14 protein-coding genes are annotated in these 15,982 nt (G+C 69.2%); 5 read left to right on the plus strand and 9 right to left on the minus strand.

Annotated features, from left to right (window positions below; translation table 11 throughout):
- Positions 1–35 precede the first annotated feature (35 nt).
- The 6 genes from manD to OHA21_RS51880 form a co-directional block, all read right to left on the minus strand.
- Positions 36–1,241, minus strand: a complete 1,206-nt coding sequence (manD, locus tag OHA21_RS51855; protein ID WP_328468467.1) for a D-mannonate dehydratase ManD — start codon at positions 1,239–1,241, stop codon at positions 36–38.
- The gene (locus OHA21_RS51860) at positions 1,238–2,074 is read right to left on the minus strand and encodes an ABC transporter permease (protein ID WP_328468469.1); all 837 of its coding nucleotides are present in this window, start codon (positions 2,072–2,074) and stop codon (positions 1,238–1,240) included. Before OHA21_RS51860 ends, manD begins: the two co-directional genes overlap by 4 nt.
- Entirely contained in the window at positions 2,071–2,958 is an 888-nt protein-coding gene (locus OHA21_RS51865) for an ABC transporter permease (protein ID WP_328468471.1), read from the minus strand. The genes OHA21_RS51860 and OHA21_RS51865 overlap by 4 nt, the downstream gene beginning before the upstream one ends.
- Positions 2,955–3,998, minus strand: coding sequence for an ABC transporter ATP-binding protein (locus tag OHA21_RS51870; protein ID WP_328468473.1), 1,044 nt, complete (start codon positions 3,996–3,998; stop codon positions 2,955–2,957). The genes OHA21_RS51865 and OHA21_RS51870 overlap by 4 nt, the downstream gene beginning before the upstream one ends.
- On the minus strand, positions 3,995–5,149 hold the full coding sequence (locus tag OHA21_RS51875) for an ABC transporter substrate-binding protein (RefSeq protein ID WP_328468475.1): 1,155 nt from the start codon (positions 5,147–5,149) through the stop codon (positions 3,995–3,997). Before OHA21_RS51875 ends, OHA21_RS51870 begins: the two co-directional genes overlap by 4 nt.
- Before the next feature lie 71 nt (positions 5,150–5,220).
- Positions 5,221–6,201 carry a LacI family DNA-binding transcriptional regulator gene (locus tag OHA21_RS51880; RefSeq protein ID WP_328468477.1) on the minus strand — a complete coding sequence of 327 codons (981 nt, stop codon included), beginning with the start codon at positions 6,199–6,201 and terminating at the stop codon, positions 5,221–5,223.
- Between the two features lie 791 nt (positions 6,202–6,992).
- Here OHA21_RS51880 and OHA21_RS51885 point away from each other — a divergent pair.
- Both OHA21_RS51885 and OHA21_RS51890 read left to right on the plus strand, forming a co-directional pair.
- A complete protein-coding gene (locus OHA21_RS51885; protein WP_328468479.1) occupies positions 6,993–7,823 on the plus strand; it encodes an NAD-dependent epimerase/dehydratase family protein in 831 nt (276 codons plus the stop codon).
- Between the two features lie 2,447 nt (positions 7,824–10,270).
- Positions 10,271–11,464, plus strand: a complete 1,194-nt coding sequence (locus OHA21_RS51890; RefSeq protein ID WP_328468481.1) for a hypothetical protein — start codon at positions 10,271–10,273, stop codon at positions 11,462–11,464.
- On the opposite strand, the gene OHA21_RS51895 is transcribed toward OHA21_RS51890, so the two are convergent.
- Positions 11,455–12,015, minus strand: a complete 561-nt coding sequence (locus OHA21_RS51895) for a DoxX family protein (RefSeq protein ID WP_328468483.1) — start codon at positions 12,013–12,015, stop codon at positions 11,455–11,457. The genes OHA21_RS51890 and OHA21_RS51895 overlap by 10 nt on opposite strands.
- 112 nt (positions 12,016–12,127) lie before the next feature.
- Between OHA21_RS51895 and OHA21_RS51900 the strand changes: the two genes are divergently transcribed.
- Together OHA21_RS51900 and OHA21_RS51905 are read left to right on the plus strand one after the other, a co-directional pair.
- Complete coding sequence (locus OHA21_RS51900; RefSeq protein WP_328468485.1) at positions 12,128–13,306, plus strand: macrolide family glycosyltransferase; 1,179 nt, start codon at positions 12,128–12,130, stop codon at positions 13,304–13,306.
- A 108-nt stretch (positions 13,307–13,414) separates the two neighbouring features.
- Positions 13,415–14,020, plus strand: a complete 606-nt coding sequence (locus tag OHA21_RS51905; protein WP_328468487.1) for a VOC family protein — start codon at positions 13,415–13,417, stop codon at positions 14,018–14,020.
- A gap of 6 nt (positions 14,021–14,026) precedes the next feature.
- Here OHA21_RS51905 and OHA21_RS51910 read toward each other — a convergent pair whose 3' ends face one another.
- Together OHA21_RS51910 and OHA21_RS51915 are read right to left on the minus strand one after the other, a co-directional pair.
- Positions 14,027–14,614 carry a dihydrofolate reductase family protein gene (locus tag OHA21_RS51910; protein WP_328468489.1) on the minus strand — a complete coding sequence of 196 codons (588 nt, stop codon included), beginning with the start codon at positions 14,612–14,614 and terminating at the stop codon, positions 14,027–14,029.
- Positions 14,611–15,426, minus strand: coding sequence for a metalloregulator ArsR/SmtB family transcription factor (locus OHA21_RS51915; RefSeq protein WP_328468491.1), 816 nt, complete (start codon positions 15,424–15,426; stop codon positions 14,611–14,613). The genes OHA21_RS51910 and OHA21_RS51915 overlap by 4 nt, the downstream gene beginning before the upstream one ends.
- Positions 15,427–15,482: 56 nt before the next feature.
- Here OHA21_RS51915 and OHA21_RS51920 point away from each other — a divergent pair, with 56 nt between their 5' ends.
- On the plus strand, positions 15,483–15,935 hold the full coding sequence (locus OHA21_RS51920; RefSeq protein ID WP_328468493.1) for a VOC family protein: 453 nt from the start codon (positions 15,483–15,485) through the stop codon (positions 15,933–15,935).
- Positions 15,936–15,982: the final 47 nt, after the last annotated feature.

The following is a 15,982-nucleotide window of genomic DNA, read 5'->3' on the forward strand; positions in this document are numbered from 1 at the left end:
CAGCATGGCGGCCTTTGCGGCCAGTTCCTGACCGGTCACCAGTTGTGCATCGTACCGTCCTGGAGGCGGTTGACCGGCAGGGACGCAGGCCGGTAGGGATGCCGGGCGGCCTGTTCCTCGTCGATGTCGACGCCCAAGCCCGGTTCCTCGCCGGGGTGCAGGTAGCCGTCCTCGAACCAGTAGGAATGCGGGAACACCTCGTCGGTCGCCGGAGTGTGCCGCATGTACTCCTGCAGGCCGAAGTTCGGGATGGCCAGATCGACGTGCAGAGCCGCGGCCATGCAGACGGGGGAGAGGTCGGTCGCGCCGTGCGAGCCGCTACGTACGTGGTACAGCGCGGCCAGGTCGAAGATGCGCCGCAGGTGGGTGATGCCTCCGGCGTGCACGACCGTCGTACGGATGTAGTCGATCAACTGGGAGGTGATCAGCTCCTGGCAGTCCCAGATGGTGTTGAAGACCTCGCCCACGGCAAGCGGGGTCGTGGTGTGCTGCCGGATCAGCCGGAATCCCTCCTGCAGCTCGGCCGGCACCGGGTCCTCGATCCAGGTCAGCGCATAGGGTTCGAGGGATCGCCCGAGCCGGGCTGCTTCGATAGGGGTCAACCGGTGGTGAACGTCGTGCAGGAGCCGCAGCGTCGGCCCGAATTCCTCCCGGACCCGAGCGAAAACCCGCGGAACGTGGTCGAGATAGTGTGCCGTGGACCAGACGTTCTCGGTCGGCAGGGCGGCATCGGCCGGTTCGTAGTGCGCCCCGGCAGAGACGCCGTAGGTCGACTCCAGCCCCGGGATGCCCGTCTGCACCCGGATTGCCTGATAGCCGCGGTCAACATAAGACGATATTTCGGCTAAAACGGACTCGATGGACGAGGCGTTGGCGTGCCCGTAGACAGTCACGCCGGAACGTGATCGCCCACCAAGGAGCTGGTAGACGGGCAGTCCGGCAACCTTGCCCTTGATGTCCCAGAGAGCAGTGTCCACAGCTGCGATGGCGGACATCGTCACCGGCCCCCGCCGCCAGTAAGCCCCCCGATACAGGTACTGCCAGGTGTCCTCGATCCGTGCCGGATCCCGCCCGATCAGCAGCGGCACCACATGCTCGGTCAGATACGCGGCGACGGCCAGCTCACGGCTGTTGAGCGTCGCGTCCCCCACCCCGGTCACGCCCTCATCCGTGACGATCTTCAGGGTGACGAAGTTGCGCCCCGGGCACGTCACGATCACCCGCGCTTCGGTGATCCTCATTCGACCGGATCCTCCTTGACCCGGGCCACCAGCTGCGTCGGATTGACGAACCGCAACGCGACCACCAGCAGCACCAACATCATCACGCAGTAGATGACGGCCATCGCGTCCACCGACTGCTGCGCCCGGATCCCGGCCGCCGACATCGAGTAGAACAGCGCCACGACCAGGGTCTGCGAGTCCGGCCCGGCGGTCAGGAAGGTCAGCTCGAACATGCCGACGGTGCGGACCACCACCAGGATCGAGGAGGCCAGGATGCCGGGGATCAGCAGCGGCGCGAGGATCCGCAGAAAGACATGACGGGTACGCGCACCGCACATCCTCGCCGCCCGTTCGATCGCCGGGTCGATCTGTTCGATGAACGGGGTCATGGTGAGGATGACGAACGGGATCGACGGCACCAGGTTGGCCAGCACCACGCCGGAGAGGTGCCCGGCCAGCCCGTACTTGTAGAGCACCGTCGCCAGCGGGATGCCGTAGGTGATCGGCGGCATCAGGATCGGCAGCAGGAACAGCAGGTAGACGATCCGGCTGCCCGGGAAGGCACGGCGGGCCAGGACGTACGCGGCCGGCACTCCCACCGCCACCGAGATGCCGGCGACGAGCAGACACACGATCAGGGTGACGGTGAGGACCGGGAGCAGGGTGAACTCGTCCCAGGCCTGGCCGTACCACTGGGTGGTGTACGCCTCCGGCAGCCACGAGTCGAACCAGCGCAGCCCGAACGAGTTGACCACGACCGACCCGATGACGCCGGCCAGCCCGATGAAGAAGATGACCACCGCACCCCAGACCAGCCAGGCGGCCGGGCTGGCGACTATAGAGCGTTTCATCCCTTACCTCCCGCAGTCGAGCCGGTGTAAAGGAGGCCCCGCAACCCCAGGACGACCGCGATCACGATCAGCTCGACGACGCCCATGATGATCGCGGCGGCCGACGCGGCCGCGTAGTCGTAGCGCACGTATGCCGCCTCGTATGCGGCGATCGAGATGACCCGGGTGCTGCCGGACGGGTCACCGACCAGGATCGCCGACGGGAACACGCTGAACGCCAGCACGAACGTCAGGCAGAACGTGGTGGCCAGACCGGGCGCGAGCAGCGGCAGGGTGATCCGGAAGAACCGCTGCCGCCATCCCGCGCCGAGGGTGGCCGCGGCCCGTTCCAGGCTCGGGTCGATGCCCGACAGATACGACAGGACGAGCAGGAACGCGAACGGGAACCCGGTGATGACCAGGGAGAAGAACACCCCCCAGTAGTTGTTGGTCAACCGGACCGGCTCATCGCTCAGCCCGGTGGTGAGCAGGAACCGGTTGAACCAGCCGGCCGGGCCGAGGAAGTTGAGCAGCCCTTCGGCGGTGAGCACGGTCCCGAGCGTGATCGGCACGACCAGCACGGTGGTCAGCACCCGTTTGCCGCGGAACCGGCCGCGCATCCGGTAGGCGATCGGCACCGACGCGAGCACGTTGAGCAGCGCCGCGGGCAGCGCGATCCACAGGGTGGTCGCGATGGTGTCGCGCTGGTAGGCGTCACTGAAGAAACTCTGGTACGCCGAGAGCACCCCACCCTCGCGCGGCTGCAACGAGACCGCCAGCCCGTACCCGAACGGGTAGATGAACAGCGCGACCACGAACACCGTGGCCGGCACCAGCAGCAGCATCTGGCTGTCCACGCCGCGCTCGGCGAGCCGGTGCCGCAGCGCGACGGTCGACGTGGTCATGCCGCGTCCGCCGGGAAGATCAGCAGCCGCTCCGGTGGGAAACCGAGCTTCACCTTGTCGCCGGGGGCGAGCCGCTGACCGGTGAGCACGTGCAGGACCAGGCCGTCGTCGGTGCGCACCTCGGCGGCGATCTCCCGGCCCTGGTACTCGGCGACCTCCACGGTGGCCTCCAGGTCTCCGGTGAGACTCACGTCCTCGGGGCGGATCGCCGCGACGACCGGGGAGCCGTCACTGATGTCGCCGACTCGGGTGCCGTTTGCGCGTACCCCCAAGGCCTTGATCTTGATCGAAGCGCCGTCGGCGCTGCCCGGCAGCAGATTGCGGTAGCCCATGAAATCGGCGACGTGCCGGTTGGCCGGCCGGGTGTGCACCTCCTCGGGCGTGCCGATCTGCTGCACCCGGCCCTCGCGCAGCACCACCAGGCGATCCGACAGCGACAGCGCCTCCTCCTGATCATGGGTGACATAGACCGTCGTCAGCCCGAGTGCCTGGTGCAGCCGCCGGATCTCGGTGCGCATCTCCAGGCGCAGCTTGGCGTCGAGGTTGGAGAGCGGCTCGTCCATCAGCACCAGCGACGGCTCGACCACGACCGCGCGGGCGATCGCGACCCGCTGCTGCTGCCCGCCGGAGAGCTGGCCGGGCAGCTTGGTCGCGTGCTCCTCCAGATGCACCAGGCGGATCGCGTCCTGCGTGCGGCGCCGGGCTTCAGCGCGCGGCACGCCACGCATCTGCAGACCGAAAGAGACATTCTTCTGTACGGACATGTGCGGGAAAAGCGCATAGTTCTGGAACACCATCCCGAACCCGCGGCGTTCGGGCGGAAGCGTGTCCAGGCGGGTGTCGTCGCGCCAGATGCTGCCAGCGGTCAGCGGAAGCAGTCCGGCCAGGCAGTTCAGCGCCGTCGACTTGCCGCAGCCGGACGGACCCAGCAGGGCGATGAACTCGCCCCGCCGGATCTCCAGGCTCAGGTCGGCCAGGGCGTCGACGCCGGCGAACCGGCGGGTCACCCCGTCCAAACGCAGCCGCTCGAAGCGGGTCACTTCTTCACCTTCGAGCCGCCGATCTCCCGGTCCCAGCGGTCGAAGGCGGCGACCAGGGCTTTCGCGTCGAGCGGCACCTCGAGGGGGTTGTCCGCGATGAGCTTCTCGTACTCCGGGCGGCCGAACTCCTGAATGGCCTGCTGACTGTCGGCCGGCGCCATCGACAGCGGCACGTCCTTGATCGCCGGGCCGGGGTAGAAGTAGCCCTTGTCGTACGCCTTCGCCTGCTGTTCCGGGGTCAGCATCCAGGCGAGCAGCCCGAGCACGGCGGCCTGCTTGTCGGTGCTCACGCCCTTCGGAACCACCGCGTAGTGCGCGTCGGTGACCCAGTGGAAGCCCTCCAGGGTGCCGACCTTCGCCTCCTTCGGCACCGTGCCGAGCACCCGCGGGTTGATGTCCCAGCCGGTCGTCGACAGGATGATCTTCGCCGAGCCGTTGGCCAGGTTCTTCATCGTCTCGCTGGTGCTGGACGGGTAGAGGGTGATCTGCGCGTCCAGCTCCTTGAGGTACGCCCAGGTCTTGGCCCAGCCGTTCACCGGGTCCTTCGGGTCGCTGTCGCCGAGCAGGTAGGGCAGGCCCATCAGGAACGTCCGGCCGGGGCCGGAGTTGGACGGCCGGGCGTACTGGACCGCGCCCTTGTTGGCCTTCGCGTAATCGAGCAGCGCCTGCGCGCTGGCCGGCGGGGTGGGCACCCGCGCCGGCAGATACTCGATCAGCGGCCCGGACGGGTAGTAGGTGACCGTGACGCCGTGGTCGCCGGCCAGCTTCTGCATGTTCGCCGCGCCGGGCAGGTAGTTGCCCATGCCGGTGAGCCGCGACGCGTGGGTGGGCAGCAGCGGCAGCCACAGCCCCTGGTCGATGCCGGCGGCCAAACCGTCCACACCGGTCAGCACCAGGTCGATGTCGACCCGGCCGGCGTCCTGCTGCGCCTTGATCTTGCCGACCAGCTCGGGCGCGGTCGCCTTGGTGTAGGTGACCTTGCTGATCACGTCACCGTTCTTGGCCACGAAGTCGTCGATCATGCCCTGGGTGAGCTGAAGGTTGCCGGCGACGTCGAGCGCGTTGAGGGTGACCGGCTGGGCGGGCTTCTCCGGCACCGGCCCGCTGTCGGTGGCCGGGCCCTCGGTCTCGGGCGGGCTACAGGCGTTCACCAGCGGAAATGTGAGGGCGGCGGCACCTATCGTCAGGAATTGGCGTCTGCTGGACGGCATGGTCTTCTCCTTCAGCGCGGGCCGGTGGAGCCGCGCACGATGAGCTGGGTGGGAAGCACCCGGCGGGTGGCGGTGGGCCGTTGCGGGTCGGCCATCAGATCGAGGAGCAACTCCACCCCGGCCCGGCCGATGTTCTCCTTGGCGATCGCGACCGTGGTCAGCCCGGGGCTGACCAGGCCGGCGAGCAGGATGTCGTCGAAGCCGACGACGCTGATCCGGCCGGGCACGGCGATGCCCCGGGCCTGCAGGCGGTTCAGCAGGCCGAGCGCGACCAGGTCGTTGTAGGCGAGCACGGCGGTGGCGGGCGAGGCGACGACCAGGTCGGCCGCGGCGGTGCCGCCCTCGACGGTCGGCGCCACGTTGCCGATCTCGACCAGTTCCATCTCGTACGCGGTGGTGGCGCTCTTGATGCCGCGCAGCCGGTCCCGGTTCGACCAGGAGGCGCGAGGGCCGGCGACGTACGCGATACGCCGGTGCCCCAGCGCGTGCAGATGCCCCACCGCCTGGCGCATCCCGTCCGCGCTGTCCGCCGTGACCGACGGGAACCCGGTGATCCGCCGATTCAGCACCACCATCGGCGTCTGCCCGGCGAACGCCTTGATCTCGTCGTCGGCGGCCCGGGGCGAGCAGAGCAGGAACCCGTCCACCTGCTTGGCCAGCGCCCGGATCAGCGGCACCTCCACCGCCGGGTCCTCGTCGGTGTCGCTGAGGAACACGGCGTAGTCGAACCGGCGGGCCTGCGTCTGGATCGACTTCACCACGCTGGGGAAGAACGGGTTCGCCAGATCCGGCAGAACCACGCCGATGTTGCCGGTCCGCCCGGTGATCAGGCTGCGGGCCACCCGGTTCGGCGCGTAGCCGAGGTTGCGGGCCGCGCTCTCCACCCGCTGCCGCGTCTCCGGCCGGACCTGGTGGGGGTTCGTCAGCGCCCGGCAGACCGAGGACGGCGACACCCCGGCGAGCCGGGCCACGTCCTTGATCGTCACGGCCATGACCGGCGCCCCCTGATCTTTGTTTCGATCTGCGGTCGATCTCTCGATCTTTATTTGATGGAGATCGATGGGTTGGGCCCAGTCTGGAATCGTTTCCGGAATATTGTCAAGCGTTCCCGCGGGCCGCGCCGCTACCCTTGCCGCGGTCAGCGACAACGTCCATCCCACCCGTAACGTCCACGTCGGCACGCGCAACGCCGACATCGACGAGATGCCGGCCCCGCTTCCTCTGGCGCAATGATGTCGAGACCTTGACGAGCTGCCAGGACGCCCGCGAGAGCAACGGCAGCCGGCTGGACACGCTGCCGCACATGGCCGACTACGTGCCCCCGCGGTCGCGGCTGGGCGTTCATCGACTTCCCCATCCAGGACGGCCTGGACTTCCTCGACGTGGTCGCCCAGGGCGGCCCGCGGGACACTTTCTACCTGCGCATGACCCACTGACCGACCTGCCAGAAGTCATGCGCCGCGTGACCGCCTTCGTGGCCGGCGATCTGGTCCCCCCGGCCCCGATCGACCGCACCTCCCTGGGCCAGCCCTGACGGCCACACCTCTCCCAGCCCTGCTCTTCCGGCCCGCCGCAGCGCTGACCGAGGCCCCTCCTCCCAGCCCTCTCCTCCAGCCCTTTCTTCCCAGCCCTGCCGCTGCTCGGACCACGCGCTGTCGTCCTCCCTGCCCGCCGGCGCGGCTGCTATTTGCCATGCGCGGCCGGGACGCCGACTACGCTCGGCTCAAGCCGGGCAATAGCCGGTCGGGACTGACCTTGGGCTGTCATTTCGCGGGAGGCCGCAATGCGGATCGCCGTCACCGGAGGCACCGGCAAGCTGGGCCGGGCCGTAGTCACCGATCTCCGGCAACACGGCCACGAGGTGATCAACCTGGATGCGGCCGCGCAGCGCCCCGACATCCGGATCGACCTCACGGACTACGGCCAGACGATCGAGGCACTCACCGCCATCGACGACCGATACGACCACATCGACGCGGTGGTGCACCTGGCCGCGATCCCCGCTCCCGGCCTGACCGCCAACGCCGCCACCTTCCAGAACAACATCACCGCCACCTACAACGTCTTCGCCGCCGCCCGAGCCGCCCGCATCACCAACGTGGTCTGGGCCTCCAGCGAAACCCTCCTCGGCATCCCGTTCGACACCCCACCGCCGTACATCCCGCTGGACGAGGACTACCCCGCCCGCCCCGAGTCCCGATACGCCCTGGTGAAGCACCTCGAGGAGACCATGGCAGAACAGTTCTGCCGCTGGGACCCCACGCTCAAGATGATCGGCCTCCGCTTCTCCAACGTCATGGAGCCCGCCGACTACGCGGAGTTCCCGTCTTTCGACAGCGACCCCCATCTGCGCAAATGGAACCTGTGGGGCTACATCGATGCCCGCGACGGCGCCCAGGCAGTCCGAAAGGCCCTCGCCTACGAGCCCACCGGCGCTGAAATCTTCATAATCGCCAACGCCGACACAGTAATGAGCCGCTCCTCAGCAAGCCTCGCAGCCGAGGTCTACCCCGACGTCCCGGTGACAAGACCCCTGGGTGAACACGAAACCCTCCTCTCCATCGACAAGGCCCGCCGCCTCCTCGGCTACGACCCCCAACACACCTGGCGCTGACACACCCGCCCAGCCCACCCCCCTCCTCAGCCTCGACCCACGGTGCCTGACGTCGCGACCTGACTTCGCGGGCAAGCACACTGACCACAAAGCCAAGCCGTCCCGTAGGCAACAAGGCCGAGCTGGCCCAGGCCACGAGTCCAAGCCGGTCCCGGGGTCACGGGTCCGAGCCGTCCCGGGCAAAGCGTGCTGCGTAAGCGGGCCGGCTCGAGCGCGCTGTCAAGCCGCTTAGAACGCATGGCGTCAACGAATCTCGCCGCAGCGAACACTGGTCGGGAGGTGCCCGCTGTCCGGTTTCGGGTGATCGATGCAATCTCTTATTGTGAAGGCGAGAAATGTAAGGAGAAAAGCTTCCAGTAAAAGTGGTATTCACCTCAGCCACCGCACAGTAATTGTTCTGAACCTTGCCGTGCCTGCAATCGCCGAGTAAGACCTTGCCCACCACCCTGCAATGACCACACGAATTCAAGAAAATCCCAGAACAAGCCAAGCGAAGACGGATCGGACCAGGCAGACCGGCCCCCGGAACCGCATGGTGGACCGCTGGTTTACGCAACGAACAGCCGCCGGTGAGATGCCGATCTTGCGGCGACTGCCGTTCCCTCCGACCTGCCGATCGTGAGGTCAGAACTATCCGCAGAGGCCGGTCCGACGCCAGAGACTGCGCCGCACACGCCGACCACCCGGACGCTGACCGCGGTGCCGGAAGCGCCGGCCGTGGTGCAGTTGGTGCTGACCTTGGTGCAGTTCGTCCTGACCGCGGTGCGGGAGGTATCGGCACTAGCGAAGGTCGGGGGGATTGCGGTGTGGGCGGTGACGGCGGCAGTGCAGGCGGCTGGGACTGCTTTGCGGGCGCTGAGGGACTTGGTGCAGGTGGGGACTGCGGTGCGGCAGGGGCTGGCCGTGAGGTAGGCGCATTGGTTGCGGTGCAAGGATCGGCTGCCGCGGTGCCGGCGGCGGGGACTGCCGCACGCGTGTTGGCGGCTCCGGCGCCGGGGTCACTTGTCGCGCGGTGGGGATCGGCGGCGAAGCCGGCACCGCCGGGCATGGCTGGACGCTTCCGGTGGCAGGCGCTGTCGCCGCAGGGGAGTCGCTCTGCCTGACCCGGCGCAGCTTCTCGGCATGGCGGCGCCGCAACCCCCAAATGCGATGCCGCTCATGCTCGCGACGAAATTCGTCACGGGCGGCAGAGTAATTCCGAGACGCAGTTCGGTCACGCATGGAAGCAATTTCTGCCCTGCTAAACAATGACGCCTGCCTCATGCATAAATTGTCCCGCACGGCTCGTCGAAAGTGTAAGAAAATGATCATGCCAAATCTCGCATCAGCCAGAGTTCTAAATGGCTCAAATCGGCGGCCAGCGGCGCAACGCCGAAATGGTGCGAAAGTGGCGATCGGACATCGCGGCCGCCGTGTTGTCGTCACGGCTTGGGTGCCCTGTCCGCTGTGTATTTGGTGCGACGAGTGAATACGCGCAGCCGAGGCCCGACCTCGGTGCGCAGGCGCCAGAACGAGCGGATGACGCCCGCATGCGGAGGGCTGGAGGCAGGCAGGCGGGCTGGCGGAGGGCGGGAGGCAGGCAGGCGGGCTGGCGGAGGGCGGGAGGCAGGCAGGCGGGCTGGCGGAGGGCGGGAGGCAGGCAGGCGGGCTGGCGGAGGGCGGGAGGCAGGCAGGCGGGCTGGCGGGAGGTGGGAGGCAGGCGGCAGGTAGGAGGGTCGGTGGGAAGAGGAAGGGCTGGGGAGAGATGGGAAAGGCCGGCGGAGGTGGGAGCCCGGCGGCAAGTGGGAGGTGGGTGGGCTGGCGGGAGACGGGCTGGCGGGAGGTGGGAGGCCGGCGGAAGGTGAGGGCCAGCGGCAGGTGGGAGGCCGGCGGAAGGTGAGGGCCAGCGGCAGGTGGGAGACCGGCGGTAGGTGGGGGCCGGCGGCAGGGTGGGAGGGCTGGCGGGAAGCGGGGAGCAGCGGGAGGCGGAAGGCCGGCGGCGGATGGGAGGGCCGGCGGGAAGAGGAAAGGCTTGGGAGAGGTGGGAGGCCGGCAGGCTGGAGCGCCGGCGGGAAGTGGCAGCGCCAGCGGGGAGAAGGGCCGGCGGGAAGAAGGGGACCCCGGCGGAAGGTGGGAGGGCCGGCGGGATGTGGCAGGGCCGACCGGATGCGGCAGGGCCGACCGGATGTGGCAGGGCCGGCCGGATGTGGCTGGGCCGGCGGGAGGTGGGAAGGGAGGCGGGGGTCGGTGGGAAGTGGGATGTCGCCGCTCGGCTGGAGGTGGCTATCGACTTTGGTCGGGTCGGTGATAGCCCGATGGCAGCAGCGACCGCCTCCTCCAGACGCGAGAGTTGGGTCGCGCCGACTGTGGAGATGACTGGGGCTCGGCGCCGCTTTTGCGGGGCGACGCCCGCGCGGTAGAGGCGGGAGGGCTGGGCCATGGACAGCGCGTCGAGGGTGGGGCCGGAGGTGCCCGAGCAGGGGGCCGAGCCGCGCGGCTGGGTGCCGGTGGTTGCTTTGCTGGTGCTGGCGCCGTGGGCTGCCGAATGTTCCTGGGGTGGGTTCGCCGTCAGCGACTACCCGCTGGTGATTCTGTTCCTGGGGCCGCTGTACGGCGGCGCCGCCGTGCTCATCCGTGAGTTCGCCCGGCGCACCGGCGCGGGGTGGCCGGCGATGGTGCTGCTCGCCGCGGCGTTCGGCATCGTTCAGGCGGGCCTTGTGGATCAGGCGTTGTTCAATCCCGGCTTCCTCGACGACACCGAGTACGCCGACCTGCCACCACCCTCGACCCTGATCCCGGCGTTCGGGTTCAGCGCCGAGGAGGCCTTCTCCTACATCGGCAACCACGTCCTGCTGAGCATCTGCGCGCCGATCATGCTGGTCGAATCGACCCTGAAACCGGCGCGCCGGCACCGCCCCTGGCTGCGCAGACGTGGCCTGCTGGGAATAGGGGCGCTGTACCTGCTGGGCAGCCTCATGATCTTCATGGACGACGAGAACGGCCGGAAAGGCTTCATGCTCACCCCTGCTCAGGCAGCGCTCGCGGTGACAGCGGTCCTCATACTGGCCGGCGCGGCGATGCTGCCCCGATGGCGACGCGCGCAGCGGCTCCGAACGGGCTACGTCCCGCATGCGCTGCTGTTCGGTCTGCTGGCGCTCGCCGTACAGCTGAGTTTGTGGTTCCTCCCCGGTTGGCCGGGCGTCGCCGCGCGGGTCGCGGCCGTCATCGCCGCCGTGGTGCTGGTGTCGATCTGGTCCCGGCGGGCCGGCTGGACGCAGCGTCACGTCGTGGCGGGCTGGTCCGCCGGCCTGATCGCCGCCGCGGCCGGGGCCTTCTTCGCTCCCGCCTACCGGCCGGCGTCGGCGCTGACGGCCGTCCTCAGTGATGCCACCGTCGGCGTGGTGACGGCGGTGCTGGTCATCGGGGCGTATCGGTTCGCCCGCAAGGAGGTCGCACGCGAGGAGGTCGCACGCGAGGAGGTCGCACGCGAGGAGGTCGCACGCGAGGAGGTCGCACGCGAGGAGGTCGCACGCGAGGAGGTCGCACGCAAACAAGAAGGTCGCACGCAAGAAGTTCGCACGCAAGAAGGTCGCACGCAAAGAGCCGGCATGCCGAGAGCTTCGACATGCCGGCCGCGCGCGGAGCGTACGGATCAGAATTGACCGGAAGTCATCCGATACCAGGTCGGAATGATCATGGTGACCACCATCAGCGCCAGCACCGCGGCCGAGATGAGCGCGCGCCGGGTGGTCAGCGGCGCCGGCGCGGTGGGCCGCCGGCCCGATCGCGCCACCGCGATGAACGTGGCGACCCCGCCCAGGACCAGGTTGACCGGCACGAGCGCCCATTCACCGCGAACAATGTGGAAGCCGGCAGCCAGGACCATGGTGACCGCGAGGCCGGCGGCGGCGAGCGGCACCAGCTTCGGCCTGACCCTGGTGATGGCCGGCAGGAACAGGCCGATGCCGCCGAGCACCTCGCAAACCCCGATGAACACGATGAGCGGCCGCGGCACCGCGGCGTACCAGGCCGCGACCCGGGGCGCCTCCGCATACAGCGCCGCGTCATACAGCAGCACCTTGCCGAAGCCGCTTCCGGCAAAGAAGAAACCCCACAGGATCTGAAGCGCCCAGAGTACGCCGTTCAGGCTCAACCGCAGTTCCCGACGCGGGCTCTCGACACCGATCCGATTCACGCTGACCTGCGAGTTCATGGCTTGTCTCCTTGACGAGTGGCGGTGGACCTCAGCCTCTCGCCCGGCACCACGGATCCACATCCGTGCTCACCACGGAAACCGCCTCCGTACCGGGGTTAAATAGACAACCATGGCTACCGTTGCCTTTTTCGCTCCGGCTGCCGCCGGGCACGTCAATCCCACTCTGGGGCTCGCTGCCGAGTTGGTGCGGCGTGGTCACCGGGTCACCTACGCAACCACGACGGCGTACGCCGAACGCGTTGCCGAAACCGGCGCCGAAGTGGTCCCGGTCACCTCGACCTGGGAGGGGCGTGATGACATCGAGACCCCGCAGATGCACGGCAGAGAACTCGTCCGCGCGATGAACCTGCTCTTCACCGAGACCAGGTCCATGCTTGCGCAGCTGAGCGACGCGGAGAGGCCCGACCTGGTCGTGCACGACGGTCCGATGGGCTGGTGGGGCCGGATCCTGGCGGGCCGGTGGCAGGTCCCGTCGGTGGAGACCTGGCCGAATCTGGTCAGCAACGAGCACTGGTCGATGGCCCGCAACTACACGACGTTCAACCCGCTGAGCCCGGGTTTCCTGATGATGGCGATCCGGTTGAGCCGGTTCCTGAAGAAGCAGGACGCCGGTGGCATGGAGGCGTTCATGCGCGGCGACAGCGCCACGCTCCGGCTGGTGACGCTGCCGCGGGCTTTCCAGTACGCGGGGGACACCTTCACCGATCGGTACGAGTTCGTCGGCCCCCTCTTCGCCGAACGCGGCTACCAGGGCGACTGGGAGCCGTCCGGGGATCTCCCGGTGGTGCTGGTCTCGCTCGGCACCGCCTACAACGACCGGCCCGAGTTCTACCGGACCGTGGTGCGGTCGGCCGTGGACCAGCCCTGGCAGGTGGTGCTGGCCATCGGCGGGGTGGACCCGGCGGCGCTGGGGACGGTTCCGCCCAACGTGGCGGTGCACCGGCAGGTTCCGCAGCTGGCGGTGCTGCGGCACGCGCGGGCGTTCGTCACGCACGCCGGGATGGGCGGCACGATGGAGGGCCTGCACTTCGAGGTGCCGATGGTGGCGATCCCGCAGATGGCCGAGCAGCGGGCCAACGCCGACCGGATCGCCGGGCTCGGCCTCGGCCGGGTGCTGTCGCCGGACGGGGTCACCGCGGACTCGCTGTGGAATGCCGTCGGCGAGGTGGCCTTCGACCCGCACGTACGCGAGCGGCTGACCTGGATGCGCGAGGAGATGACCGCCGCCGGCGGCGTCCCGGCGGCTGCCGGCGCGGTGGAGCGCGCCCTGGCGGCCGGGAAGGCGTAGCCGCCAGGGGGTTCGCCAGGGTGTCTCACTGGGGCGAGGCCCGGGGGTGCCGCGGGATGGTCTTCGTGGGTGCCGGACGGCATCCGCGGAAACAGGGGAGTGAGCACGATGGTGGACTTCAAGATCGAGGTAGTGGTTCTGCCGGTCGCGGACGTGGACCGGGCCAAGGAGTTCTACCACCGGATCGGGTTCCGGGAGGACGTGGACTGCTCCGGGCCGAACGGCTTCCGGGTCGTCCACTTCACCCCGCCCGGTTCGGCTGCCTCGATCATCATCGGGTCCGGGGTCACCGATGCGGAACCGGGCTCGGCTCAGGGCGTACACATGATTGTCGATGACATCGTGGCGGCGCGCGCCCACCTTGCGGCGCGCGGGGTCGAGGTGAGCGAGGTGTACCACGATGCCGGTGGCGTGTTCCATCACGCGGGCGCCACCGACCGGGTGGCCGGTCCACATCCGGACCGCCAGTCGTACGGCTCGTTCGTCTCCTTCAGTGACCCGGACGGCAACGTCTTCCACCTGCAGGAGGTAACCGAGCGCCGGCCCGGCCGGGTCGGCAACGTGGTGTACGGCTCGGTCGCCGAGGTGGAGAAGGCGCTGCGGGAGGCCGCGGCGGCGCACGGCGTGCACGAGAAGGAGCTCGGGCACTACGACGAGGAGTGGCCGTCGTGGTACGCCGCCTACATGGCGAAGGCTGCCGGCCTCGAGAGCTGATGCCGGTCAGCGAATGCGGTCGTAGACCAGTGACAGGGTGCCGTGCTCGCCGGCGGCTTGGCTGGTCAGCGACCACTTGCCGGGCGGCAGGCCGTCGTCGAAGAGGCGCGGGCCGCCGCCCAGGAAGACCGGGAAGACCATCAGGGCCAGCCGGTCGACCTGGTCGGCGGCGAGCAGGGCCTTGATGACGCTGGCGCTGGAGAACACCACGATGTCGCCGCCGTCGGTGGCGCGCAGGTCGGCGGCCACCTCGGCGGCCGGCTTGTCGACGACCGTCGTCCGCTCCCAGGGCGCGTTGTCCAGCGTCGAGGACAGGACGACCTTCTCGGCGTCGACCAGCCATTTCGCGAAGCCCTCGTCGCGCGGGTCGGCGCCCTCCGCGCCGATCACGGTGGGCCAGTAGCCGAGGAAGCCCTCGGCGTTTACCCGGCCGAGCAGGGCGGTCGTGGCCGGCTGCCACAGGTTGGTCAGGTGGTCGCGGGCGACGTCGGTCACCGCATAGGGAATCACCCAGCTCATGTCGACCGGGTTCTCCGGCTGGGCGTAGCGGCCGTCGAGGGACAGGCTCATGTTGGTGACGATCCGGCGGGTCATGTCAGGCTCCTCTGGGAAACGGTGGCGGCGAGCTTGTCGAGGCTCTGGCCGAAACCGAGCTCGATGCCCGCGACGAAGTCGGCGGAGTCGATGGTGCTGTCGGTGATCCGGTAGTGGACGTCGAGGCCGGTGCCGGCGCTGGTGGGCCGCAGTTCGAACTCGACGTGGGCGGTGAAGGCGACGCTGCCGTCCGGGAGCAGCGGGGAGAGCCGGTAGCGGAGGTGCTCGCCGGGGCGAACCTCCACGACGGCGCCCTCCGCGCGCCCGACGACCACGTCGGTGCCGCCGAGGTCCTCGGCGTCGCGATATTCCTGGACGATCCGCCCGCCCGGCCGCGCCTCGAAGACCAGCTGGGAGACGCGCAGATCGTCCGGCGTCCACCAGCGGGCGAGCAGCGCCGCCTCGGTGAGGTGGCGCCAGACCTGGTCGGCCGGCCCGGTCAGGGACCGGTGGAACCGGAACGAGCGGTCGTCGGCCCACCCGTCGGCGGCCGCGGCGAGCCGCTCGGCGTCGAGACTCAGCCCGTGCCGGGCGAAGTCCGCCCCGGCCCGCTCGGCCGCCTCGGCGAGCCGGCTGACCTCGGCCGCCAGCTCCCGCAGCGGTCCCGGCTGCAACGCGTAGACCCGGCGCTGGCCGGTGCGCTGCGCGGTGACCAGGCCGGCACGCTCCAGGGTCTGCAGGTGCTTGGTGGTCTGCGGCTGGCGGGCCCCGGCCAGCTCGGCGAGGACACCGACCGGCCGTGGCCGCTCGGCCAGCAGGGTCACCAGCCGCCGGCGGGCGGGGTCGGCCAAAGCGGCCAGGAGTACGTCCATGCCACAAATATTCTTCTAGAAGAATATTCTTGTCAAGGAATAACTGGAGCGGAGGTATGACGGTGGTCGACTACCAGCTCGAGGTGATCGTCGTGCCGGTCGCCGATGTGGACCGGGCGCAGGAGTTCTACCGGCGGATCGGATTCCGTGAGGACCTGGACTACGTGGGCGGGCCGGGTTTCCGGGTCGTGCACTTCACCCCGCCGGGGTCGCGATGCTCGATCATCGTGGGCACCGGGATCGGTACGGCCACGCCCGGCTCGATGGAGAACGTGCACCTGGTCGTCCGGGACATCGAGGAGGCCCGCGACGACCTGATCGCCCGTGGCGTCGAGGTCAGCGAGATCTTCCACGACGCGGACGGGGTGTTCCACCACGGTGGCGGGCAGAAGCGGGTGCCGGGGCTCTATCCGGGCCGGCTCTCGTACGGATCGTTCGCCTCCTTCCGCGACCCGGACGGCAACGAGTTCCTGCTGCAGGAGGTCACCGAACGGTTCCCTGGGCGCTGAACGCGTCGCGAACGGCCGGTGTGACCCACGGAACCGCGGTTTCGCGC

The organism is Actinoplanes sp. NBC_00393 (genome assembly GCF_036053395.1).
Classification (GTDB): domain Bacteria; phylum Actinomycetota; class Actinomycetes; order Mycobacteriales; family Micromonosporaceae; genus Actinoplanes.

Bases quoted from the DNA above. Each gene is read 5' to 3' on its own strand.
- OHA21_RS51910 (WP_328468489.1), bottom strand. From the start codon at position 14,614: ATGACCCGCCGGATCGTCACCAACATGAGCCTGTCCCTCGACGGCCGC.
- OHA21_RS51885 (WP_328468479.1), top strand. From the start codon at position 6,993: ATGCGGATCGCCGTCACCGGAGGCACCGGCAAGCTGGGCCGGGCCGTA.
- OHA21_RS51905 (WP_328468487.1), top strand. From the start codon at position 13,415: ATGGTGGACTTCAAGATCGAGGTAGTGGTTCTGCCGGTCGCGGACGTG.
- OHA21_RS51895 (WP_328468483.1), bottom strand. From the start codon at position 12,015: ATGAACTCGCAGGTCAGCGTGAATCGGATCGGTGTCGAGAGCCCGCGT.
- OHA21_RS51860 (WP_328468469.1), bottom strand. From the start codon at position 2,074: ATGAAACGCTCTATAGTCGCCAGCCCGGCCGCCTGGCTGGTCTGGGGT.
- OHA21_RS51880 (WP_328468477.1), bottom strand. From the start codon at position 6,201: ATGGCCGTGACGATCAAGGACGTGGCCCGGCTCGCCGGGGTGTCGCCG.
- OHA21_RS51865 (WP_328468471.1), bottom strand. From the start codon at position 2,958: ATGACCACGTCGACCGTCGCGCTGCGGCACCGGCTCGCCGAGCGCGGC.
- OHA21_RS51915 (WP_328468491.1), bottom strand. From the start codon at position 15,426: ATGGACGTACTCCTGGCCGCTTTGGCCGACCCCGCCCGCCGGCGGCTG.
- OHA21_RS51920 (WP_328468493.1), top strand. From the start codon at position 15,483: ATGACGGTGGTCGACTACCAGCTCGAGGTGATCGTCGTGCCGGTCGCC.
- manD (WP_328468467.1), bottom strand. From the start codon at position 1,241: ATGAGGATCACCGAAGCGCGGGTGATCGTGACGTGCCCGGGGCGCAAC.
- OHA21_RS51900 (WP_328468485.1), top strand. From the start codon at position 12,128: ATGGCTACCGTTGCCTTTTTCGCTCCGGCTGCCGCCGGGCACGTCAAT.